Below are 24,346 nucleotides of genomic sequence, written 5' to 3'. Positions count from 1 at the left end.
AAAAGATACCATGAACGAAGCGTTTTTTCAACGACTCCATAATAAACAACGGGAAATAGCGGATGTGCCCCCGAACGATGTGATCGCCGAATGGGCACTACACTTGTTGGACTTGCTCTTCCCCGAACGCCAAACCCACCCCAACCGGGACGTGGAGCAACTTAAAGAGCAATTTGCACGCTCTGAGGCAGACTTGCTCAGTATTCTCAACCGTACCAAGGCATGCGAATCGTGTAATCATGGGAAAGTTGCCGCGCGTTTTTACGGGCATTTGCCCGAATTGCAGCGGATCATGTACACCGATGCCGCAGCACTATTTGAAGGGGATCCGGCGGCGACCAGCACTTTTGAAGTGATCCGTACCTATCCCGGGTTTTTGGCTATTGCATTATACCGCTTGGCCCATGCCCTGATTGTGCTCGATGTGCCGCTTTTACCGCGGATTCTTACTGAACATGCTCATTCACAAACGGGTATCGACATCCACCCCGCGGCGACCATCGGCGAATATTTCTGCATAGACCACGGTACGGGCGTAGTGATTGGCGAAACGGCCGTGATAGGTGACCAAGTAAAAGTGTACCAAGGGGTTACCTTGGGGGCCATGAGCGTTGAGAAAATTTTGGCGAACACCAGGCGCCATCCGACCATTGAGGACCGCGTGGTGATTTATGCCGGTGCGACCATTCTGGGCGGCGATACCGTAATTGGCCACGACAGTGTCATCGGAGGAAATGTCTGGCTTACCTCCAGCATACCCCCGTACTCAACGGTTTATCACCAACCTACCGTGAAAATTGTGGACTCGAAAGCAGCGCATTAAGCTATGAAGACGTTGATTGATTGCGTGGGGAACACCCCATTGGTAAAACTAGAGAAGCTGAACCCGAATCCAGCGGTGACGATTTTTGTTAAATTGGAAGGAAACAATCCGGGGGGTAGCGTGAAAGATCGAGCGGCGCTCAACATGATACGGAGTGCGATAGGCCGCGGAGATATTGCCCCGGAAACAAAACTTATTGAGGCGACCAGCGGTAATACAGGCATCGCGCTCGCCATGATAGCGCGTGTCTTCGGGTTGTCTATTGAGCTGGTGATGCCTTCGAACTCTACACGGGAGCGAACACTTACCATGGAAGCGTATGGCGCGAAAGTGACGCTGTTGGATACTATTGAGGCATGCCGCGATTATGCTGAGGAGAAGGGGCGGAAGCCCGAATACTACGTGTTAAACCAATTTGCCAACCCGGATAACTATTTGGCTCATTACCAAACCACAGGGCCGGAGATATGGCGCGATACGGAAGGGAAGGTTACCCACTTTGTGAGTGCCATGGGTACCACAGGTACCATTATGGGCAATTCCATGTTCTTGAAAGGACAAAATCCCGGGGTGCAAATCGTGGGCTGCCAGCCGATGGAAGGGTCGTCCATTCCGGGGATCCGCCGGTGGCCGACCGAATACCTGCCTAGCATCTACGACCCCCAACGCGTCGATCGGGTAATGGATGTTTCTCAGACAGAAGCGACGGCCGCAGCGCGGCAATTGGCACGCGAGGAGGGGATATTTGCTGGAATGAGCAGTGGCGGTGCGATGGCCTGCGCAGCCCGTCTGGCCACTGAACTCGACTCCGGCGTTATCGTGTTTATCGCGTGCGACCGTGGCGACCGTTACCTTTCCAGTGATTTATTCGGTTAGCGGAATGTAGTTTTTAACTAAGATCCAAACTTACTTTTCAACGCAGCTAATTTGCTGGCCATGTCGGTTTCCTTTGTCTGACGGGCCTTGGTAGGTTTTTGCTGCTTGTGCTTATCGGGGCGCCTGTTTTGTTTTTTGGCGGCAGGGGGCTGGTGCTCTTCCGTTTTCATGGACAAGCTGATCCTGTTACGCTTTTCATCCACCTCAGTAACTGTTACCATCACTTTTTGCTGAACTTTTACCAATTCGTTCGGATCTTTTACAAAACGGTTGGCCAATTGGCTGAGGTGAACCAATCCGTCTTGGTGGACCCCGATATCTACAAATGCCCCGAAATTAGTGATATTGGTAACGATGCCCGGTAAGCGCATCCCGATTCGGAGGTCGGCGATACTGTTCACGCCTTCGGCAAATGAGAAGGGTTCGAACTGCTCCCGTGGATCGCGCCCTGGCTTGGCCAACTCGGCGACGATGTCGTGTAAAGTAGGCATGCCCACATGTTCGCTGACGTATTTCTTTAGCTCGATTTGCTTGCGGATATGTTCGTCGCGGAGGAGGTCGGCTACCTCGCAACCCAGATCGGAAGCCATTTGTGCCACCAATGAATAACGTTCGGGATGTACGGCGCTGGAATCCAATGGGTTCTGTGTATTCCGTATCCGTAAGAAACCAGCAGCCTGTTCAAAGGCCTTTTCGCCGAGCCGTGGCACCTGCTTCAATGATTCGCGGTTACGGAAAGCACCGTGCGCTTGGCGGAAGTCGATGATCTGCTGGGCTAAAGAAGGCCCTAAACCGGAAATATAGGATAGGATTTCCTTGGAAGCCGTATTGAGTTCAACCCCCACGGCGTTGACACAACTGACCACGGTGTCATCTAACGCGGTCTGTAACTTCGATTGGTCTACGTCGTGCTGATATTGACCCACACCGATGGATTTGGGGTCTATTTTGACAAGTTCGGCCAAAGGGTCCATGAGCCGGCGACCGATGGATATGGCGCCGCGTACGGTAACGTCATGGTCGGGGAATTCCGCCCGGGCGGTATCGGAAGCCGAATATATGGAGGCTCCGCTTTCATTCACCATCACCACGGCAACATCGGTGATATTTAATTTACGCACAAAGGCTTCCGTTTCACGCCCGGCCGTCCCATTGCCGATGGCGATGGCCTGCAACTGGTATTTTTCGATAAGGGAGTTGATGGTTTTGGCAGCCTGTTCGGCACCACCTGCACCGGTATGGAGGAACAGTGTGGTGTTTTCGAGTAATGCGCCCTGTTCATCCAAGCAGACCGTCTTACAGCCCGTTCGGAACCCAGGATCGATAGCCATGATGCGTTTTTGGCCAAGGGGGGCTGCCAACAGTAGTTGCCTTACATTGCCGGCGAATACGCGTATGGCCTCCTCATCGGCACGTTGGCGCGTAAGCATCCGTACTTCGGTTTCCATGGCTGGCTTGAGAAGCCGTTTGTAACCATCGAGCATGGCCAAGCGTACTTGTGTGCTGGCCTCGCCGGCACCCGTTACGTAGGCATTGTCCAGTGAGGGCAGCACATCGGCTTCGGGTACTTCGATATCCAGGTAAAGCAGTTCTTCTTTTTCACCACGGCGCATGGCCAGTATGCGGTGGGAGGGAGCGGTTTTCAACGGCTCGGTCCACTCGTGGTAATCCTTATATTTTAGTGCTTCTTCCTCCTTGCCGGGCACAACCCGAGCAACGAATGTTCCTTTTTCAAGGAAAACCTGCCGGGTCTTGGCCCGGATTGCGGCATCTTCGGCAATGGTCTCCGCAATGATATCGCGGGCGCCGGCCAACGCGTCTTCCACATCATTCACCGATTTAGCCTCATCTATGTATGCTTTGGCAGCTTCCCGCACGTCCGTGCCGTCTTGCCGTAGTACCAATTGTGCAAGGGGTTCCAAGCCGCGGTCGCGGGCCACGCTGGCGCGGGTTTTCCGTTTCGGCCGATAGGGAAGATAGGTGTCCTCCAGTGCGGCCATCGTTTCGGTGGCCCGCACCTTTTCCTCCAATTCGGCAGTGAGCTTGCCTTGGTCTACAAGCGATTTGAGGATAGCTTCCCGTCGTTTCTCGAGTTCGCGGAGCTGATGTAGACGATCACGTATTTGGGTGAGTTGTACTTCATCAAGGCTACCCGTCATCTCTTTGCGATAGCGGGATATAAATGGGATGGTGGCTCCGTCGTCGAGGAGTGAGATGGCTGTGCTTACCTGCCGCGGGGACAACGCAAGTTCCTGGCCAATACGAATGTGGTGGCTCATATTCCCTTAAGGGTTCTTTTCTTCACTAACCGGTTGTTTCGGAGTGCTCTCCGGCGTGGATGACGAATCATTGTTTCCGGCGCCTACCTCGGTGTTCTCTCCAGCGTGGTGGTCGTGGTAATAGGGGCCCTGGCTTCCGTAATAGTCTGGTTCACGGCTTGGGTCGGGGTTATGTTGGTATGTGCCAGCCGGTGCTGTCGGGTTATTTTCATTCAGTTTCTTGGGCTCCTGTTCGTCCACGATAATGGCGTCCTTCACATCCAAGTCTTTCTCGAAATTATTGATCTGGTCGCTGATGTCGCGTTTGATGGTTTCCGAAGCATCCTTGAATTCACGTATGCCACGGCCCAGTCCCCGCGCCAATTCGGGAAGTTTTTTACCCCCGAATAACAGCAGGGCCACGAACACGATGAGCATCATCTCACTCGTTCCAATATTTAAGAATGCAATTACTGTACTCAACATAACAATAGCTCAATTTTCCACCGCTAAGGTAGGAGTAAATTCTTTTATATCCATGGATAGCCTTATTTTTCCGCATATAATTGGTTAAAAAGCCACTTAAAGGTGCCATGCGGCTGCGCACGGAATGTAATTTCCGGCCCGAACGCATACAAGGCGCCCTTGCCAATGGGAGCATAAAAAGCGACCACCCCGTTTTCGAGGTATTCCGCCCCCCATATCCAGCCGCTCCGCAGTGGGTTTCCATCGCCATACCATGCCAACTTTTTCACGACCGATTGATCGGTGCTGGTAAGCTTGAATACCGGACTGTTACTAGACATCACGTCTACGTACACAGGCATGCCCCATCCGGCGGGGTCGGTGGTATCGGCCATCACCCGGTGTACGCTGCCCGGGGCATAAAACTGTGTACCGGTTAAGGGGTGCTCCGTGCCGGTGGAGTCTACCGTTACTAATGCATTTTTTATGGGTAGTCCCAGGTGGTAAGCGAGGGATGTGCTGCTACCTACGGTGAATAATGTGCCGCCTGCCTTGGCAAATTCCCGCAATTGCGGGATGGATTTTTCGATCGTGATACGGCCAAGCATATGTTGGTACGACACGGGGATATTTTCGCCGTTTGCCGTTCCGCTGTTGCGATCACCTCCGGCGGGTGGCATCCCGCCCCCGATGAATAGGATGATATCGTAATTGGCTATGAGGTTTCCGTCGTCGATCTCCTGCGGATACACCACGGTGAACCGATCGAAGTGATATTGTTCGAGCAACCATCGTACCCAACCGGATGGCATGGAGCCGCCGTAGTAATCAAATAGCGCGATCCGTCGTGGTTTGATGGGGATTGCGTCGGTCGGCACATGGCTTACGTCGATTGGAACAACACCCAGCGAGTCAACTGCTTCGTGCAGTATCGAAGTGTCTCCGGCCGCGACAAAAAACGAGCCAGCGGGCAGGCCAGATACCACTTGGTTGGTTCGCGAAACGCCGATGCCTGCGGCGAGCAGCTTATTGACTGCAATAAACGAATTGTTTACGCGTCCATCTAGCAAGTAGCCGGTCGCTGTCGAGGGGACGGGGGCGCTGACAGGGGTTTGCCGTTCACCATATGGAATGGCACGGAAGGGCCCGTCAAATGCGTCCAATATGCGATCGAAAGAGATGCCGAACTGGTAGGCTAAGGTCCATCCGGCGGCATCGTAGGGCTTCACCGGTGGACCACCGGGATATTGGAAATCATTCGGGTGATCCTGCGGTTCAAACATGTCCAGCACATGCGGCCGGAAAGCCTGATTGGTTTTGACGACATACGATCCCCTGGGATAGGATTTGCCACCTACATCGAAGTCGGCGGTGGCTTGATGGATTTGAATTCCTGATTTGATCAGTGCATTGATAAAATGTATGGCCCTCGGAAAGTCTACTTGGTCCGAAGGGATGATAAACCCGCGGGGATCGCGCAGGCTGGGATCTTTGAATACCTTTTCGTAGTGATGGGTGGGGATGTTGCGGCGGCGGTTTGCCGGATCATCGGTTTCCTTCCGGGCCGCTAGATAATCGGTTTCTATCTTATGGACCGTGCTGGGTTTTAGTGGCCAGTAATCCGTGCTACCCCGCTCAATGGCATTACGACCCATTTTGTAACGGTTGTACAATAGCTTATCGCCGTATCTGCTGGCGTAGTCAAGTACGGCATAATTGAGCGATACGGAATAGGTGATGGCATCTGCAAAGTGCCATGGCTGCGGTCTTACCGGGTATGGGGTCGCATTATTCGGTATCAGCCGCTCGGGGACCAGTGGGATATCCATGGGTGTTGGGTCGCCCACGATTTCGGTGAGGATGCCGATGGCATGGTGATAGTACGGCGTGGTGCGTAGCCCTCCATTCCACCATGTTGAAAATACGGATCCACTGAGCCGCGTATAACCCGGTTTGTCTTCCGCGTTGAGCCTGTTGATCATGGCGGCGGCGACGCCATCTATGCCGGTAATCAGCATCGGGTCGATGACATAGTTAAAGGGGTCGCGATAGGGTGGGCCGGCAACAATGCTCCCCGGAGGGCCCGACTGGTGGTGGTTGTAGATAATCTGGGGCATCCATTCGATGTATTGCAGCCGAGACATGGTGGTGGTTTCCAGTAGGTTGTTCATGTAAAAGTCTCGGTTATTATCGTGCCCCGCATATTTGTGATATAATTTAGGGATCCGTTTGTTGCGTTTCGATGTGTCGGTTTGCCGCATATACCAGTTGGATACCAATTCTTGCCCGTCGGGATTGCAATGGAAAAGAAGGATAACCACGTCGTCGAGGATACGGAGGTTTTCCCGGTCGTTTCGGGTTGCCAACTGGTAGCATGTTTCCAACAGCTGATGGGTGGCTACGGTCTCGGTAGCGTGCAGCCCGCCGTCAATCCACACGACAGGTTTGCCAAGTAGGCTCAGCGCCCGCGCCGAGTCAGGAGCAAGCTCTGCGTGGGCGAGTTGTTGTGCGATTTCCCTATAGGTGTCCAGTTTCGATAGGTTGGTGGGCGAGGAAATGATGATAAGGTGCTGGTCGCGGCCTTCGGATGTTTTGCCCACAACCTCCATTTTCACCCGGTCTGAAGCCGTAGCCACTTTCTTGAAGTAGGCTTCCGACTGTGTGTAATTGGCTAGTTTGTAGTCTTCGCCGATAGCGAACCCGAAATGTTCTTTGGGCGACGGAATGTGCTGGGCTACAGCTTGTATTGCCACGCATAGGGCAAGTAACAATAGGGGTATTTGACGTTTGCGCATAAGCAAACATAGGAAAAAAATCGCCATGAATGTTGTACCTTTGGCGCTCCAAAACGCAAATCAATGCAGACATGCGCTGGCAATTGAAACGATACAAACCCTATTACTTCAGCACATTGGTGCTGGCTGGCCCAGTGGTGATCTCGCAGTTGGGCCATATGTTGGTACAGGTGGCCGATAGCATCGTAGTGGGTCACTTTGCCGGTACCATCCCCCTAGCAGCCGTATCGTTGGTGCATAGCATCTTCATGATTGTGATGGTTATGGGCTTGGGCATAGCTTATGGACTGACGCCGCTGATCGCACAGGAAAACGGCCGAAAAAACCATTTGGAATGCGGTGCCCTCCTATCCAATAGCATATGGATAAACCTGTTCACCGGTATCGGACTGTTCTGTTTGGTGTATTTCGGCTCGATGGCTGCCATTGACCATCTCGACCAAGACCCTGCGGTGGTGCTTGAGGCAAAGCCCTACCTGTTTATCTTGAGTTTATCCATCGTACCGTTGATGGTTTTCAGTGCATTCAAGCAGTTTGCCGAAGGGTTGGGCTTTACCAAGGAGGCGATGCGCATTACCATATGGGGGAATGCGCTCAATGTGGTGTTGGCCATCGTTTTCGTAAAGGGGATGTTTGGTGTGGCGCCTATGGGCGTGAGTGGGGTAGGGTATGCCACATTGATAGACCGCTGTTTGATGGCTGCTGTTATGGGGGCTTATGTATTCCGTTCGACCAACTTCAACGGGTATTTGAAACAATTTAGGTTATCCTGCGTGGACTTGCGACGCTGCCGTTCGATCCTGAAAATCGGTGCCCCAGTAGCTATGCAATACGTTTTTGAAGTGGGGGCGTTTGCCGGCGCTGCGGTCATAGCGGGGACGCTTGGTGCTTATGAACAGGCCGCCCATCAGGTTGCGATCACCCTTGCAGCGTTGACGTATATGATGGCGAGCGGCATTGCGGCCGCAGCAACTATCAAAACCGGCAATAATTTCGGCCAGCGGAATTTTTTCCGTTTACGGCGTTTTGCCATTTCCAGCTACCACATCGTTCTGCTTTTCATGGGGATAAGTGCATTGCTGTTTGCACTGTTGAACCAATACCTACCCTGGATTTTTACGAAAGATACAGTGGTTATCGGCATCGCGGCCCAGCTGCTCATCATTGCGGGATTGTTCCAATTATTTGATGGTACGCAAGTAGTGGGCTTGGGCATATTGCGGGGGGTGGGCGATGTGAATATTCCCACATTAATCACGTTTGTGGCCTATTGGATCATTGGATTGCCGACGGCTTATTTGCTGGGCATCGTGCTCGGGTTGGGCGTATTGGGTATCTGGTACGGGCTTACGTTGGGCCTGCTCACGTCGTCCCTGCTTTTATATATCCGGTATCGGCGTGTTATTTCCCGTTTTGGTTCGATTTAGAATCCACCGTCCCATCAAACCTCACGGTTCACATCCCAGTTTTCAAGGTAATCGGCTACACGTTTCACAAAGCGGCCACCCAACGCCCCGTCAACCACGCGGTGGTCGTAGGAGAGCGACAAGTACATCATGTGTCGGATGCCGATCATATCGCCGTATTCCGTCTCGATCACTGCGGGTTTCTTGGTAATAGTACCTACCGCTAGAATCGCCACCTGCGGCTGGTTGATGATTGGCGTACCCATGATGTTGCCGAATGCACCGATATTGGTGAGCGTGAACGTACCGCCTTGCGTATCATCGGGGAGCAACTTATTGTTACGCGCGCGGTTCGCTAAATCGTTAACCGCTTTACCCAGCCCAACCAAACTTAATTGGTCTGCATTTTTGATGACTGGCACGATAAGGTTGCCTGAAGGTAAGGCGGCGGCCATGCCGATATTGATATTCCGTTTTTTGATGATTTGCGTGCCGTTTACAGAAACGTTGACCATGGGGAAGTCGCGGAGTGCTTTGCTCACGGCCTCGATGAATATCGGGGTAAATGTAATTTTTTCGCCTTCACGTTTTTCGTAGGCACCCTTGATTTTGTTGCGCCAGTTGACGAGGTTGGTCACATCGGCCTCTACGAAAGAGCATACATGCGGTGAGGTATGGACGCTTTTTACCATATGGTCCGCAATCAGCCGGCGCATGCGGTCCATCTCTATGATTTCGTCTTGGGGTGACATCGAGACGATAGCCGATGTTTCCACTGGCGTTTCGTTGATCGGTTGCTTCGGAGCGGCATTACCGCTGTTTTCCAGCGGCGGCGGCTGTGAAACGATGACTTCTGACCGTATCAGCGTTCCGAAGGTCGCCGGTCCATCCGGATTTTTTTTCCAAGCCAAATAATCGAGTATGTCTTGTTTGGTTACCCTACCCTCATTTCCGGTGCCTGGAATGCTGTCGAGTTCCTGAGACGAAATTCCTTCTTCTGCCGCGATGTTTCTCACCAATGGAGAATAGAATTTACCTGCACCCTCTTTCGACGGGGAGGGAGATGAAGGCAGCTGGTTGGCCAACTGATCGACACCCGGAATCTCCTCGACTTCGACCGGTGCTGCAGCGGCCGTTGCGTCGCTGGTTTCGTTGCCGTCGGCTTCGTCCACTTCGAGCGTAGCGATGACATCACCTACCTGAGCCACCGAATTCTCTGTGAAAAGTTGTGCTTTGAGTGTGCCGGATACCGGTGAGGGCACATCGGAGTCCACCTTGTCTGTAGCTACTTCCAAGATCGACTCATCCTCTTCGATGCGATCGCCGGGTTGTTTCAGCCATTTGACTATCGTCGCTTCCGATACGCTTTCTCCCATCCGGGGCAGTTGCAAGTTGTATGTCGCCATAACGATTCTCCGTATTACTGATTGAAACGCGTCTAAGTTACATAAATAATTGACTAAAAATAAAACAACGAAACTTTATTCTGTATTCTTGTTTTTGTTCGAAACAAAATAACGAACCAGCCTGGAAAGCTGAACACTATCGGTTTATTCGGTGTTTTCTGCATGTAACAACCGCCAAAGCATAAACAGTGCCGCCATGGATGACCGTTCGATATTGATTGCGCGATCGTGGCCGAAAAGGAATTGATGGGCAGCAACACCCGATTTGCCCGCTACAGCAATCCACACCAGTCCAACGGGTTTTTCGGCCGTGCCGCCATCCGGCCCGGCGATACCGCTTACTGCAATGGCATAGTCTACCCGGAAAAGAGCTTGCGCTCCCAAGGCCATTTCGCGTACGGTCTGTTCACTTACTGCCCCATGTGTGTCGAGGGTTTCCGCTTTTACGCCTAATGTCGCTTGTTTCACGGCATTGGAGTAGGTTATGGCGCCGCCCTCAAACATGGAGCTGCTGCCTGGCAATGCGGTAATCAGCCGAGCGATGTTACCACCTGTGCAGCTCTCGGCCGTAGCGAGCGAGAGCCCATGCTGTTGCATGAAATCACGGATCAGCATTTCAAGAGCGGTGTCTTCGTTGGCAAGGAAATGATCGCCCAAGCGATCCCTCAGTTGGCCGGCCACGGCCGCTGTTTCCTGTTTCAGTACCTCTTTGTTCTCTCCTATGGCCGTGAGTCGAAGCCGTACCAATCCGGGTTTGGGTAGGTACGCCAAATGGATATGCGGAGGTAGGGCACCTTCAATATCGGCTATCTTTTCGGCCAGGAACGACTCGCCAATGCCGGCTGTAAGCACCGTTTGGTGCCATAGCGGCTGGCGTCCGTCCAAGTGTCGAAGCCGGGGCAACACCCGTTCCCGCATGATGTGTTTCATCTCGAAGGGTACTCCCGGCATGATAACATAGGATTTTCCCTTGTGTGTTAGCCACATGCCCGGGGCGGTGCCCATTTCATTAAAAAGGACTTCGCTTTTGCCGAGCACATCCGCTTGCCGGCGGTTTATTTCGAGCATCGGCCTGTTGTTCCTGGCGAAGATGGATTCCACGTGGGCCAATACTTTCGGGTCGCGGTGGAGACCACAGCCAAAGTACACAGAAAGTGTCTGCTTCGTCACATCGTCTTTGGTGGGGCCCAGCCCGCCGGTAATCAGGATCAAGTCGGCCCGTCCGGAAGCCAATGTGAGGGCAACGATAATATCTGCGGGGTGGTCTGCCACCGAGCTTACCTGCTTCACGTGGATGCCGATGGCGTTCAGCTGTTGCGCCATCCATGCCGAATTGGTGTCAATGATCTGACCGATCAATATTTCGTCGCCTATAGTAATGATTTCTGCCTGCATATCTTAGAAACTGCCGAAGTTGTCGTTTCGTTTAGTCAACTTCAAATCCTGTAGGATGGAGGCCTTGGCCCTGATGGTTACGTTATAACTTTTGTATCGTCCAAAAGGTACCCAGCCGAACGACATATCCCAGCAATGGAGGTCGCGGTAAATGCTGAAGCGGGTCATGGAAACCTCTTTTTGTCTAAAGTCATATCCCGAATTGAATTGGACTTTCCACTTGGGCGTCAGGCTGAAGTCGCCATGGATGTTGAGCGTGGCGGTAATACGCTTTTGTGTTCCCGGATTGGCATATTGGAAACTGAATGATCCCGCGAGGTTCCACGGGATGTTGAAATCGACAAAAGCGTTCGGGTCGGAACTGATGCGCGCCAATTGCTGCTGTTGTTCAGGTGTCATGTTGGCTTTTTGGTTGTCGAGCGAGTCAAGGCCTTCTTGGCGGCTTTTATTGGCCTCAGGGTTGAAGCTGTAATCGAACGACAATCCGAAGTTCGTCAACCGGGCTAACTTGCCATCTTTAATCATATAGCGGTTCACGCGCCGGCCCGCTTGGTGATCGAAGGCGTAGGGGTCAAACGTACCGTTGAAGTTGAGGTTGATTTTTTGGTTGAATAACGCGGTACGCCCCGAAAAATTGATGTTGGATAACTTGAATGAATCGGCTACGAAATTATAGTTGCCGCTAAAGGTGAGCCCTTGGAGTATGGGTATTTTCTTAACTCCGCCGTCGGTGGTGTCTTTCTTGCTCAATATTTTGGCTTCCAGATTATTGTCTATCGAGAAACCGATGCCCATGGAACGGCCAGCCCCCGGCGAACCGTAGCGGCTGCCCTGGAAAATGGAATACAGCGTCTCCTCGCCCTTGGCATCGATGAATCTACGGTAAAATCCGTACTGGGGATCGGAAAAGTCGGGTCGGTAGTTGAGGTTTACCGATGGCGTGATGACATGGCGCATGGCCTGTATCTTCCCGATTTTGGGGTACATACCGTAGATTTTGGTAGAAAGCCCCGACGACACCGAATAGTTGTAAGACCGCCGGAACCCGTTCACGGTATCGCGCAGCACCTCAAAACCGCCCGGCGTATTTTCCAGTCGCTGGCGGTAGGTCTGGAAGTGCCACCCTTCAGTATAGTTCACGCTTGAGTTGAATTGGAAGTATTTCAATACGTTGAGCGATAGGCTCACGGGGATACTATGCTGGAAGCCGTGCTGGAACTGGCTTAAAGTTTCTTTGCTGAATAGGCCAGCCTCTTTCGTATTGAGGATGTTGTCGCCCCTTAGCGAATAGCTCACGTTGATGCGTTGGTACCATTTCTGCTCGCCCACACGGTCTTTCGAATCAAATGGGTTGAAGGAGCTCACGCTGAGCGAGAAGGTAGGGAGATCGAGCGAAAGGGTCTTGGCCACCATATCCTGTGAATGCCGTAAACTGCTGGTAAAGTTTATCTTGCCATCCAAGAACGTCCGGCCATAGCTGATGCTTGAATTCATCGAATTTCTTGTGATTTCTTCGACGTTAAGACTTCCGGCCGCAGCCGTATTTCGGGCATATGTACTGGTTCCGAAGTTTACATTGGCACTGAACGTCGTGCCGGGGTTGGCCTCCTGTGCCTGCGAATGGTTCCAGGTTACGTTGAAATCTGGAACCGTGGTATATTGCGGTGTTCCTTCCACGCCGCTCTTCGTTTCGGCGTAACGGATATTGAAACCACCATTGTATTTGTAGTTGACGCGGTAGCGGGTATGCAGCGACGTTTCCCATGATCCTTTGGAATACAAGGTGCCCCTTATTTCGCTGTCCCAATAGTCGTTAAAGGCAAGGTACCAGCCGATATCTCGCATAAAAAATCCACGGTTGAATTCCTCACCGAAGGTGGGAAAAAGGAAACCGGACGATCGTTTGTTCGGTTTGGGGAAAAAGCCGAAGGGGATGGTGATAAACTTGAGCGGAACCCCCTCCATCACGAGGTATGCCGGCCCCGAGATGATTTGGTTTTCGGTAACGATGCCTTTACTGATCTGGATGCCGAAGTGGGTATGGGGTTCGGGCAGGTTACAGGTGCTGTACATGCCATGGTAGAGCGACATTTCGTTGTACTGGTTTTTGCGCACCCGGTTGGCTTGGATAAAGCCACCCTCAACTTCCGTGAAAATACCCCATGTATCGCCTTTTTCCGATTTGAAATTATACCGTAGGGAGTCGACGACCTTAGGTGTTTCATTCGGGAAGATGACAACAGGCCGACCCACGTACTTATTGTTGTGGTCAAAAACACCACTGGCATAGATTTCGTTAGTGTTGTTATTGATACGGATATAGTCGGCTGCCAATTCAAATCCCTCGTATTTGATTTTGGCTTCTTTATAAAGATGGATGATGTTATTGCGGATATCGGTGACTTGTGAATCTTGGGCAACGATGGTAACCACGGCTTTCAAGCCATCGGGTTGTTCCTTTTGGACTGTATCGGCCGGTGTGCCCAACGAGTCCAATGCCAAGGAGTCAGTTCCCATTTTGAGTGTGTCCACCCGGGTGCTATCCGGCGACGAAATTTCCTGGCCAAACACCGAAATAGCCGAGAATATCGTTAAGAATAGTGAAATGCAAGAAAAAATAACAGCAACTGACCTCAAATTTGACAACGAATATTATTTTTGCAATATCAGAATTGCGTACAAAATTAATTAAAATAGTTAGGACTTCGGTGTTTTCAGATATGACAAAACGTTTCATTGCGCCTTTTCTTTTTTTTCTCTCATTCGCCTTACTCCCTGCCTTAATACTTGCAAACGAGCAACAGGATTCCATATACAGGGTCCGTACCATTGTGCTTGACGCTGGCCATGGCGGTCCGATACCCGGTGCACGGGGAGCTACATCGTTGGAAAAAGATGTAGCCCTACAGGTGGTGCTAAAGTTGGGCAAAGCTATCGTGAAAGAGATGCCGGATGTAAGGGTATTGTATACCCGCACTACCGATGTTAATGTGGAATTGTACAAACGCATCGAATTTGCTAACGAAAACCGGGCCGACCTGTTTATTTCGGTGCATTTGAACTCTGCTCCCGCTCCCCGAGGTAGGCAGAACAAAACGGTTAGGGGTACGGAGACGTTTGTGTCGCTTTTCGGTAGGTTGGATGAACAAGAACCGAGTTTGCGCGAAAAAGCGGAACGGGAGAATAAAGATATTCTATTGGAAGAGAATTATGAGGAGAACTACGGCGGCTTTGACCCGAATGACCCGGCGAGCTATATCATCTTGTCGCTTATGAAAAATCAATTCCGTGAGCAAAGCGTGCATCTAGCGACATTGATGCAGCAAGAATATGAGAAAACGGGCCGAGAAAACCGTGGCGTGCAGGAGTTGAGTTTGGCGGTTTTGGCACGGGCAAGCATGCCGGCGGTGTTGACCGAAATCGGATTCATCAGTAACCCGAATGAGGAAACCTATATGAAGTCTGCAAAGGGACAAGAGGAAATCGTGGGTAACCTGGTCAATGCAATCAAGTCGTACAAGAAGCATATAGAGCGTTAAAGCCCCTGGCTAAACAATAACGGCACTAAAGTTGTTTTGTACTATTGACAAGCTTTTCTTAGCTTAGCGAATTATGGCTTGACAGACTAAAACGAAAGGAACACTTGAAAATAGCAAACGAAACCAAAGTAGGGATACTGGCGGTGGTCGCCATTGCCATATTGATTCTGGGCTATAGTTTTTTGCGGGGCAACGACGTTTTTAGCCGTGAAATTACCCTGTATACCACCTATGACCGCGTGGATGGCCTCACAGAGTCGAAGCCCATCTTGGTAAATGGGTATCAGATCGGCCGGGTATCGAAGATGGAGTTGCAACAAGACGGCCGTATCCGCACGGAATTTAAGGTAAAGCGCGATTATGCGGTTCCGGCGAACACGGTCGCACTGTTATCCAGCACGGATCTATTGGGTGGCAAAGCCATTGTTTTTGAGCTTGGCGACAGTGCCGTCTATGCAAAAGACGGCGACGAGCTTCCAGCGGGCATACAGAAGAACATCATGGAACAGGTAGAACCGATCCAGAAGAAGGCACAGGATATTGCTGCGGTACTCGACTCCGTATTGAATTCCATCAACAACACCATCAACAAGGACTTCCAGCGCGATTTCAATCGTAGCATCAATAGTATCGCCAACTCGTTGCAGAACCTGGAGGGCATTACCCGGCAGCTGGATGGACTCGTCGTATCCGAACGTAACCGCATCAGCCATATCGTGGCCAATGTGGAATCGATTACCAATAACCTGAAAGAAAACAATGAGCGTATCGGCAACGTACTGGCCAACTTGGATAGTATTACTGACCAGGTGGCTAAAGCGGATTTCGCGCAGACCATTACGAGTGCGAATAAAGCGATGGCCGACTTCCAGTCAATCACCGATCGCATCAATCAGGGGCAGGGATCCATCGGCATGCTGTTGAATGATGAGCAGTTGTATGATAACCTCAACCAGGCTTCGAAAAACCTGGAGGAATTGATTGCCGATATGAAAGCACGGCCCGGCCGATATGTGCATTTTTCGGTATTTGGCCGAAAAGACAAATAGCAAAAAAGCAAAAAGTTATTGTTGATTTAAAGAAATAACCCTACTTTTGCAGTCCAAAGAGAAATCCTATGCGGAAGTGGCGTAATTGGTAGCCGCACCAGACTTAGGATCTGGCGCCGAAAGGCGTGGGGGTTCGAGTCCCTTCTTCCGCACTTGAATCCTTCCGAGACACCGGGATCCTCCCGGGAAATCGGGAGGATTTTTTATGTAAATGCGATAAACGCTTAAAATTGAGTATGAATATTTCACACGAAAACATCGACGAAACCAACGCTGTCATCACCGTGGACCTTGCCCCCGATGACTACAACCCGCAAGTAGATAAAGCGATCAAAGAACAGGCCAAGAAAGCCAAGCTTCCTGGGTTCCGGCCCGGTATGGTGCCTGCATCGCACATCAGACGTACCTATGGCAAGGCGATTTTAATCGATGAAGTAAATCGCGTGGTAAGCGATAAGATCAACGCTTATATCGGCGACAACAAACTTGAGATCCTAGGGCAGCCATTGCCGAAAGAAGACGACACCGATTACAATTGGGATTTTGCCGATAGCTTTTCTTTTGCTTATGAGGTAGGGTTGGCGCCGCAGTTTGAGGTGCCATTTACCGAGAAGTCTAAATTTACCCAGTATGTTATCAAAGCCGATAAGGAGACGTTGGAGTCGCGCATCAAGAACCTGCGCCGCAGCTACGGTAAAATGACGAACCCCGACGTGTCGGAAGATGGCGATGTACTGTACAGCGAATTGAAACAACTGGATGCCGAAGGGAACGAACGGGAAGGTGGCATTGTGAACACTGCGTCGGTACGGACCGATTTGGTAGACGACAAAAAAATCAAGAAATCCCTCATCGGCCTTAAAAAGGACGATACGGTAACCATCGATGTCAAGAAAGCGTTTAAGTCGGCAGCAGATATCGCCCGCATCATCGGTATTTCCGAAGAGGGGGTTGAGGCCTTGGAAAACACGCAATTCCAGTTGACTGTAAAGAACGTGAACCGGCTCGAAGAGGCAGAACTCAATGAGGAGTTCTACACCAAGGTGTTCGGTGAAGGGGTGGTTACCTCCGAAACCGAATTTGAGGAGAAAGTAAAGACCGAGGTGGAAGATATGTTGGTGCAGAACGCTACGCAGAAGTTGCAGAATGACCTTTACCTGAAAGGCCTCGATGCGGTGAAAGCTGATTTCCCCGAAGCGTTCCTCAAGCGTTGGCTGAAAGCGACCAACCCCGAGATCAAGGAGGATGAGCTGGAAGAAGGTTTCGCAGACTTCATCAAGAACCTGAAGTGGACGCTGATTGAAAACCGGCTTATCACCCAAAATGGATTGGAAGTGAAGTATGAAGAAGTGCTAGCATTGGCGAAGGAACGTATTGCCACTCAGATTAAAATGTACAATCCGGGTCAGGAGATTACCGACCAGCAGCTTGCCCAATATGCCGTACAACTGCTTGGTGACAAGGAACAGGCCAATCGTTTATTTGACGAGGTAAAGGCCCTGAAAGTGTTCGATTACCTGAAGGGATTGGTGAAATTGGAAGAGAAGGAAATCGAGTACAACAAGTTCCTTGAATTGAAATAATAACATAAATTGTAAGCGTAAAAAAGAGGGACCTCGAAAGAAGTCCCTCTTTTTTATGCGTCTATCCTTATTTTCCCTTCGCCACGAATTTGGCCAGTGGCGCCATCCGTGCCCGGAAAAGTTGGAGGGTGTCGCCTTGCACATGGTAGCTGTCGGCCGATTCCAGTGCCCGTTTCAATCCATTTTCCACTTCCATGTTTTCACAGGCCATCAACGTGCCTATAAGCTGGGAAAACGATATACGGTTCGGTTCTTTCAATTCATAGGTACCCCCCATGCCGTTGCATCCGCCAGTGGCTTCCACCCGGTTGCCTTCGCTGTTCAACTGGATGTAGGGTTCCTTTTGGGTAGATCCATCCGCTACGGCTTGTCCACCCACTTCAATGAGTTTCCAATAGCGATCCGTTATCTGGTCGGTCATCTTCGTCAAGACATAATGTTCGGCCAATGAGCCGGTGATGCGGTTGCCTTCCATATCCAAGTGGAATAGCTTGTTTTCGCCCACTTGGAATTTCTCGCCACGGTCGGCCAGGGTGATCTTTCCACCGTTTTCATCCCACGCAAATGTGCCGGACTCCGTAAACACCGAATCACCCTTTTCGAGGTAGCGTGTCTTCAGCACGTACGTATCGTCATCCTTTAACGTGATGGTATATCGGATACCGGGACAGTCGGCGCAGGGCAAGGTGCCTTGGTACGTGCCGGCCCAATCGACTGAGTTCATGCTGTTGTGCGCAGGGTCGGCATTTTGGCCGGTCGCTGTTTTCTTGGTCTGGCATGCGCTAATGGCGAATGCAACGATCATCGCGCCAGCAGCGGCCTTCAGTAGTTTTTTTGTTTCCATGGTGCTTCTTTTTTATCGATTAATAAGCATAAAATATACCAAAAACATCCTGTTACAATGTTTCCTTCAACCAGCGGAAAAACTCCCGCTGCCACACGAGGGCATTCTGCGCACTTAATACCCAATGGTTCTCATCGGGCAGGTAGAGCAGTCGGCTTTTGATACCGCGCAATTGGGCAGCCTGGAAAGCTTCGAGCCCCTGCTCGATGCCGACGCGGAAGTCCTTGCCTCCCTGTACAATCATAATGGGAGTATTCCATCGATCCACATGGGTAATGGGGTTGAAGTCGGTATATGTTTTCTCGTTGCGCCCATCCCAATAGGGGCCACCAAGATCCTTGTTGGCGAAGAAAAGCTCTTCTGTTGTACCGTACCAGCTGCGCATATCAAATAAACCATCATGGGCAATGAATGTTTTAAAACGATTTTCATGCACCCCGGCCAACATGAAAACCGAGTACCCGCCGTAGCTGGCACCTACTGCACCCAATCTATCGGTATCTACATACGGCTCTTTGGCCATATCGTCTATGGCGGAGAGGTAGTCGTTGATGGCTTGTCCACCCCAGTCGCCGCTGATCTGTTCATTCCAGTCCACGCCATAACCCGGCATGCCCCTGCGGTTGGGGGCAACCACGATATATCCTTGTGCCGCTATTAGTTGGAAGTTCCATCGGTAGGAGTAGAACTGTGAAAGCGCGCCTTGCGGTCCTCCTTGGCAGTAGAGCAGGGTGGGATATTTTTTGGTCGGATCGAAATCAGGGGGATAGATGATCCACGACAAGAGGTCCTTGCCATCGGTCGCCTTGGTAATACGGGCTTCCACGTTGCTTTTGGCGATATCAGCATAGCGGTTGTCGTTTACCGACGTGATTTTGGCGAGTCGGTGGCTGGCCAAGTCAAAACGGTACAGCTCTGCGGCATGGTTCATATCGGTGAGCGACACCACCAATTGGTTGCCCGCTTGGCCTACGATGCTTGCGATGTCGTGCTGCCCTTGGCTAATCTGCTGGATATGGTCCACGGTTGCATCCGCCAAGTTATTGGGTAGCCGGATTTCGAACAGCTGGACGGTTCCTTTCACGGCTGCCGTGAACCAAATGGTGCGGCCATCATCGCTCCATTGGTACGCGCTTACGGTACCGTCCCAACCGCTGGTCAAGTTATAACGCCGGGTGGTCTTTCGGTCAAAAACGACGATGTCATTTTTGTCGGATTCGTAGCCGTCTTCGGCCATACTCAGCCACGCCAGGCGTTGTCCATCGGGGCTATAGGCGGGTACCTGGTCATAACCCGCCATCCCTTCGGTGAGGTTGGTGGTTTGGGCGGTGGCCAGCTCATATCGATAAATATCGGTGTTGGTGGTTTGGGCGTATGCTGTGCCCACGCTTTTTTTGCTCACGTAGAGGATACTTCGGCCGTCGGGACTCCATATTACGTCTTCCTTGCCGCCGAAAGGCTGTTGTGGGGTATGGTAAGGCTCGCCAGCCATGATATCGATGGGAATGCCGATTTCGCCCTCATTATAGGTGGCATAGAAGACATGGTTGTATGTTCCATCGGCCCACGTGTCCCAGTGGCGGTAATCCAGCGCGTCATACACGTATGCATCGGATTTGGGTAGATCGCTATGGCGGTCGGTGCTGTGCATTTCCTTGAGGGGTACGGCCTTGGTAAACAGGAGGTGTTTGCCATCGGGCGAGATGCGGACGTTATGTAGGGATTCCGGATGCTCCGTTAACTGCTTCGGTTCGGAGCTTCCGGGGCTTAGCTGCCAGAGTTGTCCCTTTAGGAGGTAAAGGATGGCGCCGCTTTGGCTGTCGATATGGACGACACTTTCGCTGCCCTCACCTGTGGTGAGTTGCTCTGCCGCACCACCGGCTACCGGGACGCGGTAAATGTTTTTTTCAGCTTTGTTTTCGGGGATATTGTAATACGTGACGCCGTAAACCACGGCTTTCCCATCGGGGGATACGGCTTCAGCCGATACCCTGCCCAGTTGCCAGAGCATCTCGGGGGTCATGGGTTGTTGGGCTTGGCTAACGCCTGCGGTGGCTAACGCTGCTGCGATCATAAGTGCTTTGTGCTTCATGGTTGTGTATTCGTGTGTAACGGCTGCAAGTTAATGAAGTCTGGCTATATACGGAAATGGGAGTGAAGGGGGCGAACGTTTCGTATCTTTGGGCTATGAATAAAGATTTGATCCTGCGCGAGCGGCTCGCCCTCCAGCGGACTATTTTGGCCAACCAGTCTACCTTCCTGTCGTTCCTGCGGACGTCCATGTATTTCGCTGTGGCTGGCATCTCGGTCGATCGGCTGCTGGACCTACCCGGGGGCCTTATTTACGAGTATGTTCTTTTTGTAATTGCTGCCATTGTTTTGGCGGTAGGTGTGTTCAATTTCGCGATCCATAGAAAGAAGATTGTCCGCAGCCAAAAACACATCGGCGACTACAAACTGGAATATGGCGAGGGAGGCGATTGAGCGAAAGATAGCCCAATAAAAAAGCGAACCTGAACCAGATTCGCTTTTCTGTGCCCGGAGAGAGACTCGAACTCTCAAGGGACTGCTCCCAACGGCTTCTGAGACCGCAACGTTTACCAATTTCGCCATCCGGGCGGCACAGCCCTTTCGGGGCTGCAAATATATCAATAATTGTTAATTGTCAATGGTCAATTGTTAATTATCTCAGGCGGACCATTAAAGCCTATTCCTCCTCATCATCGCTATGCAGCATGTCCTGGTGCTCTTCGGGTCTGTAAGTTGCCTTAAGCTCAGCCAGTTTTTTCTTGCCATAAGCCATCTTCGTGATCAGCACAAACAGAACGGGAATGATGAAGATACCCACGATGGTAGCGATGAGCATACCACCGAACACCGTCCAGCCGATGGTTTGTCGCGATACGGCACCCGCACCCACCGAAAACATCAGTGGCATGATGCCGATGATAAACGCGAGTGAGGTCATGATGATGGGGCGGAGGCGTAACTTGACCGCTTCGATGGTCGCTTTAAGCAGGCCCATACCCATATCTACCCGTTCTTTGGCAAACTCCACGATGAGGATAGCGTTTTTGGCCGCCAGTCCGATGATGGCGACCAGTCCGATCTGCGCGTACACATTATTGTCGAGATGGGGAAGGAACGTCAGCACCAGGATGGCTCCGAATATACCCAATGGTACGGAGAGGAGGATGGAGAACGGTACCGACCAGCTTTCATACAACGCGGCCAACAAGAGGAACACGAAAATGATACAAAGGGCGAAAATCTGTAGGGTCGCGTTGCCCGATTCCTTCTCTTGGAGACTGAGGCCCGAAAACTCATAGGTGTAGCCTGCACCGAGGGTTTCAGCGGCCACCTCTTCCAGGGCATTCAGGGCGTCGCCACTACTGTATCCCGGAGCGGCACTGCCTCCCACATCGATGGATCGGAAGATATTATAGTGGCTGATGATCGATGGGTTTTGTACTACCTCATACGAAACCAACGTACTTAACGGTACCGATACGCCCTGCCGGTTTTTTACATACAGTTTATTGATGTCTTCGATATCCATCCGGTAGGAGGTGTCCGCTTGGGTCACTACGCGGAAGTTCCGGCCGAATCGCGTAAAATCGTTCACATAGCTGCTGCCCAGATAACCGGATATCGTTTGGTATATACTGTTTAGGGGGATGCCCATTTTCTTGGCTTGATCCCGGTCCACAGTGACCTCGTAATTGGGCGTCTTTGAGTTGAATAAGGTATATGCCATGCCGATTTCGGGCCGTTGGTTGGCAGCCATTACCAGCTTGCCGACCGCGGCCTCGAAGTCCTTGATGTCGCCACCCTGCTGGTCGAGTATCTGCATACTGAAGCCGCCGCTCGCCCCCAGTCCGGGGATGGCGGGCGGTGCCACGGCCAGCACCGTAGCTTTGGGGTATCCCCTATACATCCCTTGGATTTGGGCCAGGATTTCCGTGGACGTACGCGTCCGTTCTTTCCAAGGCTTCAACTGCACGAAAAGTGTCGCACCGTTCGATTTGAACGATCGGTTGAGGAGGTTGATGCCGTTGATGGCCGTCACATCCTTGATTTCGGGGAAGGCCTCCATAAATGTAGCTTCCATCTCTTCCAGCACTTCCGTGGTGCGGGCGGCGGAGGCCCCTTCGGGGAGGGTGATCCCCGTAATGAATATCCCGTTGTCTTCCGTCGGGATAAACCCGGCGGGTTTGGCTGAAAACAGGCCAAATGTGCCGATATAGAGGCAAACGAGGATGATGACGACGAACGGTGCGCGTTTGATGGCTGCCCTTACACCGCCAGAGTAGCGTTTGGTAACCCGGTCGAACCAGTTGTTGAACCGGTAGAACACTTTATTCATGCCTGTCGACTTTTCATTGAGTTGCGATGGTTTGAGCATCAGGGAGCACAATGCCGGTGTAAGTGTGAGCGCAACAAAGGCAGACAAGAGCACGGAAACGGCGATGGTGATGGCAAATTGTTGGTATAGTAACCCTACCATGCCGGGAATAAAACCGACCGGAATGAATACCGCTGAAAGGATGAGCGCGATCGCAATAACCGGCGCGGTGATTTCCTTCATGGCGCGTAGGGTAGCCTCCCGGGCGCTGAGTTTGTTTTTATCGATATGGTGTTGTACCGCCTCGACCACCACGATGGCGTCATCCACCACGATACCGATGGCCAATACGAATGCCAGCATGGTGAGGTTGTTGATGGAGAAGCCGAAGAGGTTGAAGAAAATGAACGTACCCACAATGGAAACGGGGATAGCTAATACAGGGATGAGCGTAGCCCGCCAGCTTTGCAGGAAGATAAACACCACCAGGGTAACCAGGATGAGCGCTTCGATGAGGGTATGGAGTACCGCATTGATGGAAGCTTCGACCACCGATACGGTTTCGTAGCTCACGGTGTAATCCAAGTCGCTGGGGAAAGTTTCCTTCAGCGCTTCCAATGCCTTGTATATACCGTCGGCGGTCTGTACGGCATTACTGCCCGGCATCTGGTTGATCATCATGCCCGACGCTGCCCGGCCATTCACCGTACTGGTGATGGTATAGGCAAATTGGCCCAGCTCTACTCGGGCAACGTCATCGAGATAGACCAAAGAACCATCGGTATTCGTTTTGACAACGATTTGATTGAACTCCGCTTCTGTATCGAGGTCGCCATCGAGGATGACCGGGAACTCGAATACCTGGTCGGATTGCTGCGGCCGTGCACCTACGCTTCCCCCCGGCATCCGGAGGTTCTGTTCCTGTATGGCGGCGTTGATATCCGCCGGCGTGAGGTTAAGGTTGGCCAGCTTATCGGCATCGAGCCATACCCGCATACTGAAGGGCTGTCCGAACGCCATCACATCGCCCACGCCGTTTACGCGCATCAATGCATCGCGCACGTAAAGGTTGGCGTAGTTGTTCATGAACTGCTGGTCGCGCGTGCCATTGGGCGAGAATAGGTTGATCATCATCAGCACATCGGTGTTGGCCTTGCGCGTGGTTACGCCCAATCGGCGTACCGCCTCGGGCAGTGCCGGTTCGGCAATGCCCACACGGTTCTGCACGTCGAGTGTGGCGATATCGATGTCGGTGCCCACATCGAACGTAACCGTGATGTTCGCCCGCCCGTCGGACGTACTGTTTGATGACATATAGGTCATGCCCGGTGTACCGTTGATCTGGCTTTCAATCAAGGTGGTAACGGTTTGCTCCACCGTCTCTGCGTCCGCTCCGGTGTAATTGGCCGAAACGTTGACCGTAGGGGGCGTGATGTTGGGGTATTGGCTTACCGGTAACGTCGTGATCGATATGACACCAATCAACGTGATCAAAATGGAGATAACGATGGAGGTGACCGGTCTTCTTATAAATACTTCTGAAATCATATTTTACGCTTGAG

Annotated in this window: 16 protein-coding genes and 2 tRNA genes; 8 read left to right on the top strand and 10 right to left on the bottom strand. The window is 51.7% G+C overall.

Annotated elements, in window-relative coordinates; translation table 11 throughout:
• The first annotated feature begins 10 nt into the window (after positions 1-10).
• Together ACO1NT_RS04060 and cysM are read left to right on the top strand one after the other, a co-directional pair.
• On the top strand, positions 11-823 hold the full coding sequence (locus ACO1NT_RS04060; protein WP_449047120.1) for a serine O-acetyltransferase: 813 nt from the start codon (positions 11-13) through the stop codon (positions 821-823).
• Between the two features lie 3 nt (positions 824-826).
• A complete protein-coding gene (gene cysM / locus ACO1NT_RS04055) occupies positions 827-1,699 on the top strand; it encodes a cysteine synthase CysM (RefSeq protein ID WP_449047119.1) in 873 nt (290 codons plus the stop codon).
• A 17-nt stretch (positions 1,700-1,716) separates the two neighbouring features.
• Here the strand turns inward: cysM and ACO1NT_RS04050 are convergent, their stop codons facing one another.
• From ACO1NT_RS04050 to ACO1NT_RS04040, 3 genes are all read right to left on the bottom strand, one after another.
• A complete protein-coding gene (locus ACO1NT_RS04050) occupies positions 1,717-3,978 on the bottom strand; it encodes a Tex family protein (protein WP_449047118.1) in 2,262 nt (753 codons plus the stop codon).
• A gap of 6 nt (positions 3,979-3,984) precedes the next feature.
• Positions 3,985-4,443 (bottom strand): Sec-independent protein translocase subunit TatA/TatB, encoded by a 459-nt coding sequence (locus ACO1NT_RS04045; RefSeq protein WP_449047117.1) that lies wholly within the window; start codon positions 4,441-4,443, stop codon positions 3,985-3,987.
• Between the two features lie 62 nt (positions 4,444-4,505).
• Positions 4,506-7,175: a M14 family metallopeptidase gene (locus ACO1NT_RS04040; protein WP_449047116.1), complete on the bottom strand. Its 2,670-nt coding sequence runs from the start codon at positions 7,173-7,175 to the stop codon at positions 4,506-4,508.
• 71 nt (positions 7,176-7,246) lie between these two features.
• Here ACO1NT_RS04040 and ACO1NT_RS04035 point away from each other — a divergent pair, with 71 nt between their 5' ends.
• Positions 7,247-8,644 carry an MATE family efflux transporter gene (locus ACO1NT_RS04035; RefSeq protein WP_449047115.1) on the top strand — a complete coding sequence of 466 codons (1,398 nt, stop codon included), beginning with the start codon at positions 7,247-7,249 and terminating at the stop codon, positions 8,642-8,644.
• A 14-nt stretch (positions 8,645-8,658) separates the two neighbouring features.
• On the opposite strand, the gene ACO1NT_RS04030 is transcribed toward ACO1NT_RS04035, so the two are convergent.
• From ACO1NT_RS04030 to ACO1NT_RS04020, 3 genes are all read right to left on the bottom strand, one after another.
• Positions 8,659-10,029 carry a dihydrolipoamide acetyltransferase family protein gene (locus ACO1NT_RS04030; protein WP_449047114.1) on the bottom strand — a complete coding sequence of 457 codons (1,371 nt, stop codon included), beginning with the start codon at positions 10,027-10,029 and terminating at the stop codon, positions 8,659-8,661.
• 144 nt (positions 10,030-10,173) lie between these two features.
• On the bottom strand, positions 10,174-11,424 hold the full coding sequence (locus ACO1NT_RS04025; protein ID WP_449047113.1) for a competence/damage-inducible protein A: 1,251 nt from the start codon (positions 11,422-11,424) through the stop codon (positions 10,174-10,176).
• 3 nt (positions 11,425-11,427) lie between these two features.
• Positions 11,428-13,941, bottom strand: a complete 2,514-nt coding sequence (locus ACO1NT_RS04020; RefSeq protein ID WP_449047112.1) for a putative LPS assembly protein LptD — start codon at positions 13,939-13,941, stop codon at positions 11,428-11,430.
• A gap of 203 nt (positions 13,942-14,144) precedes the next feature.
• Here ACO1NT_RS04020 and ACO1NT_RS04015 point away from each other — a divergent pair, with 203 nt between their 5' ends.
• The 4 genes from ACO1NT_RS04015 (at position 14,145) to tig (ending at position 17,595) form a co-directional block, all read left to right on the top strand.
• Complete coding sequence (locus ACO1NT_RS04015; RefSeq protein ID WP_449047111.1) at positions 14,145-14,963, top strand: N-acetylmuramoyl-L-alanine amidase family protein; 819 nt, start codon at positions 14,145-14,147, stop codon at positions 14,961-14,963.
• Positions 14,964-15,067: 104 nt separating this feature from the next.
• Positions 15,068-16,012: an MlaD family protein gene (locus tag ACO1NT_RS04010; RefSeq protein ID WP_449047110.1), complete on the top strand. Its 945-nt coding sequence runs from the start codon at positions 15,068-15,070 to the stop codon at positions 16,010-16,012.
• A gap of 70 nt (positions 16,013-16,082) precedes the next feature.
• Positions 16,083-16,164 (top strand) — tRNA-Leu (locus ACO1NT_RS04005).
• A gap of 84 nt (positions 16,165-16,248) precedes the next feature.
• Complete coding sequence (gene tig / locus ACO1NT_RS04000; RefSeq protein WP_449047109.1) at positions 16,249-17,595, top strand: trigger factor; 1,347 nt, start codon at positions 16,249-16,251, stop codon at positions 17,593-17,595.
• Positions 17,596-17,662: 67 nt separating this feature from the next.
• On the opposite strand, the gene ACO1NT_RS03995 is transcribed toward tig, so the two are convergent.
• Together ACO1NT_RS03995 and ACO1NT_RS03990 are read right to left on the bottom strand one after the other, a co-directional pair.
• Positions 17,663-18,439, bottom strand: coding sequence for a copper resistance protein NlpE N-terminal domain-containing protein (locus tag ACO1NT_RS03995; RefSeq protein ID WP_449047108.1), 777 nt, complete (start codon positions 18,437-18,439; stop codon positions 17,663-17,665).
• 52 nt (positions 18,440-18,491) lie between these two features.
• Positions 18,492-20,531: a S9 family peptidase gene (locus ACO1NT_RS03990; RefSeq protein WP_449047107.1), complete on the bottom strand. Its 2,040-nt coding sequence runs from the start codon at positions 20,529-20,531 to the stop codon at positions 18,492-18,494.
• Positions 20,532-20,626: 95 nt separating this feature from the next.
• Between ACO1NT_RS03990 and ACO1NT_RS03985 the strand changes: the two genes are divergently transcribed.
• Positions 20,627-20,923, top strand: coding sequence for a DUF202 domain-containing protein (locus ACO1NT_RS03985; protein ID WP_449047106.1), 297 nt, complete (start codon positions 20,627-20,629; stop codon positions 20,921-20,923).
• 51 nt (positions 20,924-20,974) lie between these two features.
• Here ACO1NT_RS03985 and ACO1NT_RS03980 read toward each other — a convergent pair.
• Positions 20,975-21,058 (bottom strand) — tRNA-Leu (locus ACO1NT_RS03980).
• A gap of 88 nt (positions 21,059-21,146) precedes the next feature.
• Positions 21,147-24,332 carry an efflux RND transporter permease subunit gene (locus ACO1NT_RS03975; protein WP_449047105.1) on the bottom strand — a complete coding sequence of 1,062 codons (3,186 nt, stop codon included), beginning with the start codon at positions 24,330-24,332 and terminating at the stop codon, positions 21,147-21,149.
• Positions 24,333-24,346 lie beyond the last annotated feature (14 nt).

This window comes from Parapedobacter sp. (assembly GCF_053550995.1).
Note: the sequence above shows the minus strand (reverse complement) of the source record. Positions and strands in the feature narration are given on the sequence as shown.

Excerpts from the sequence above, each read along its gene's own strand:
- ACO1NT_RS04060 (WP_449047120.1), top strand. The coding sequence starts at position 11 with ATGAACGAAGCGTTTTTTCAACGACTCCATAATAAACAACGGGAAATA.
- cysM (WP_449047119.1), top strand. The coding sequence starts at position 827 with ATGAAGACGTTGATTGATTGCGTGGGGAACACCCCATTGGTAAAACTA.
- ACO1NT_RS04050 (WP_449047118.1), bottom strand. The coding sequence starts at position 3,978 with ATGAGCCACCACATTCGTATTGGCCAGGAACTTGCGTTGTCCCCGCGG.
- ACO1NT_RS04045 (WP_449047117.1), bottom strand. The coding sequence starts at position 4,443 with ATGTTGAGTACAGTAATTGCATTCTTAAATATTGGAACGAGTGAGATG.
- ACO1NT_RS04035 (WP_449047115.1), top strand. The coding sequence starts at position 7,247 with ATGTTGTACCTTTGGCGCTCCAAAACGCAAATCAATGCAGACATGCGC.
- ACO1NT_RS04030 (WP_449047114.1), bottom strand. The coding sequence starts at position 10,029 with ATGGCGACATACAACTTGCAACTGCCCCGGATGGGAGAAAGCGTATCG.
- ACO1NT_RS04025 (WP_449047113.1), bottom strand. The coding sequence starts at position 11,424 with ATGCAGGCAGAAATCATTACTATAGGCGACGAAATATTGATCGGTCAG.
- ACO1NT_RS04020 (WP_449047112.1), bottom strand. The coding sequence starts at position 13,941 with ATGGGAACTGACTCCTTGGCATTGGACTCGTTGGGCACACCGGCCGAT.
- ACO1NT_RS04015 (WP_449047111.1), top strand. The coding sequence starts at position 14,145 with ATGACAAAACGTTTCATTGCGCCTTTTCTTTTTTTTCTCTCATTCGCC.
- tig (WP_449047109.1), top strand. The coding sequence starts at position 16,249 with ATGAATATTTCACACGAAAACATCGACGAAACCAACGCTGTCATCACC.
- ACO1NT_RS03995 (WP_449047108.1), bottom strand. The coding sequence starts at position 18,439 with ATGGAAACAAAAAAACTACTGAAGGCCGCTGCTGGCGCGATGATCGTT.
- ACO1NT_RS03990 (WP_449047107.1), bottom strand. The coding sequence starts at position 20,531 with ATGAAGCACAAAGCACTTATGATCGCAGCAGCGTTAGCCACCGCAGGC.
- ACO1NT_RS03985 (WP_449047106.1), top strand. The coding sequence starts at position 20,627 with ATGAATAAAGATTTGATCCTGCGCGAGCGGCTCGCCCTCCAGCGGACT.
- ACO1NT_RS03975 (WP_449047105.1), bottom strand. The coding sequence starts at position 24,332 with ATGATTTCAGAAGTATTTATAAGAAGACCGGTCACCTCCATCGTTATC.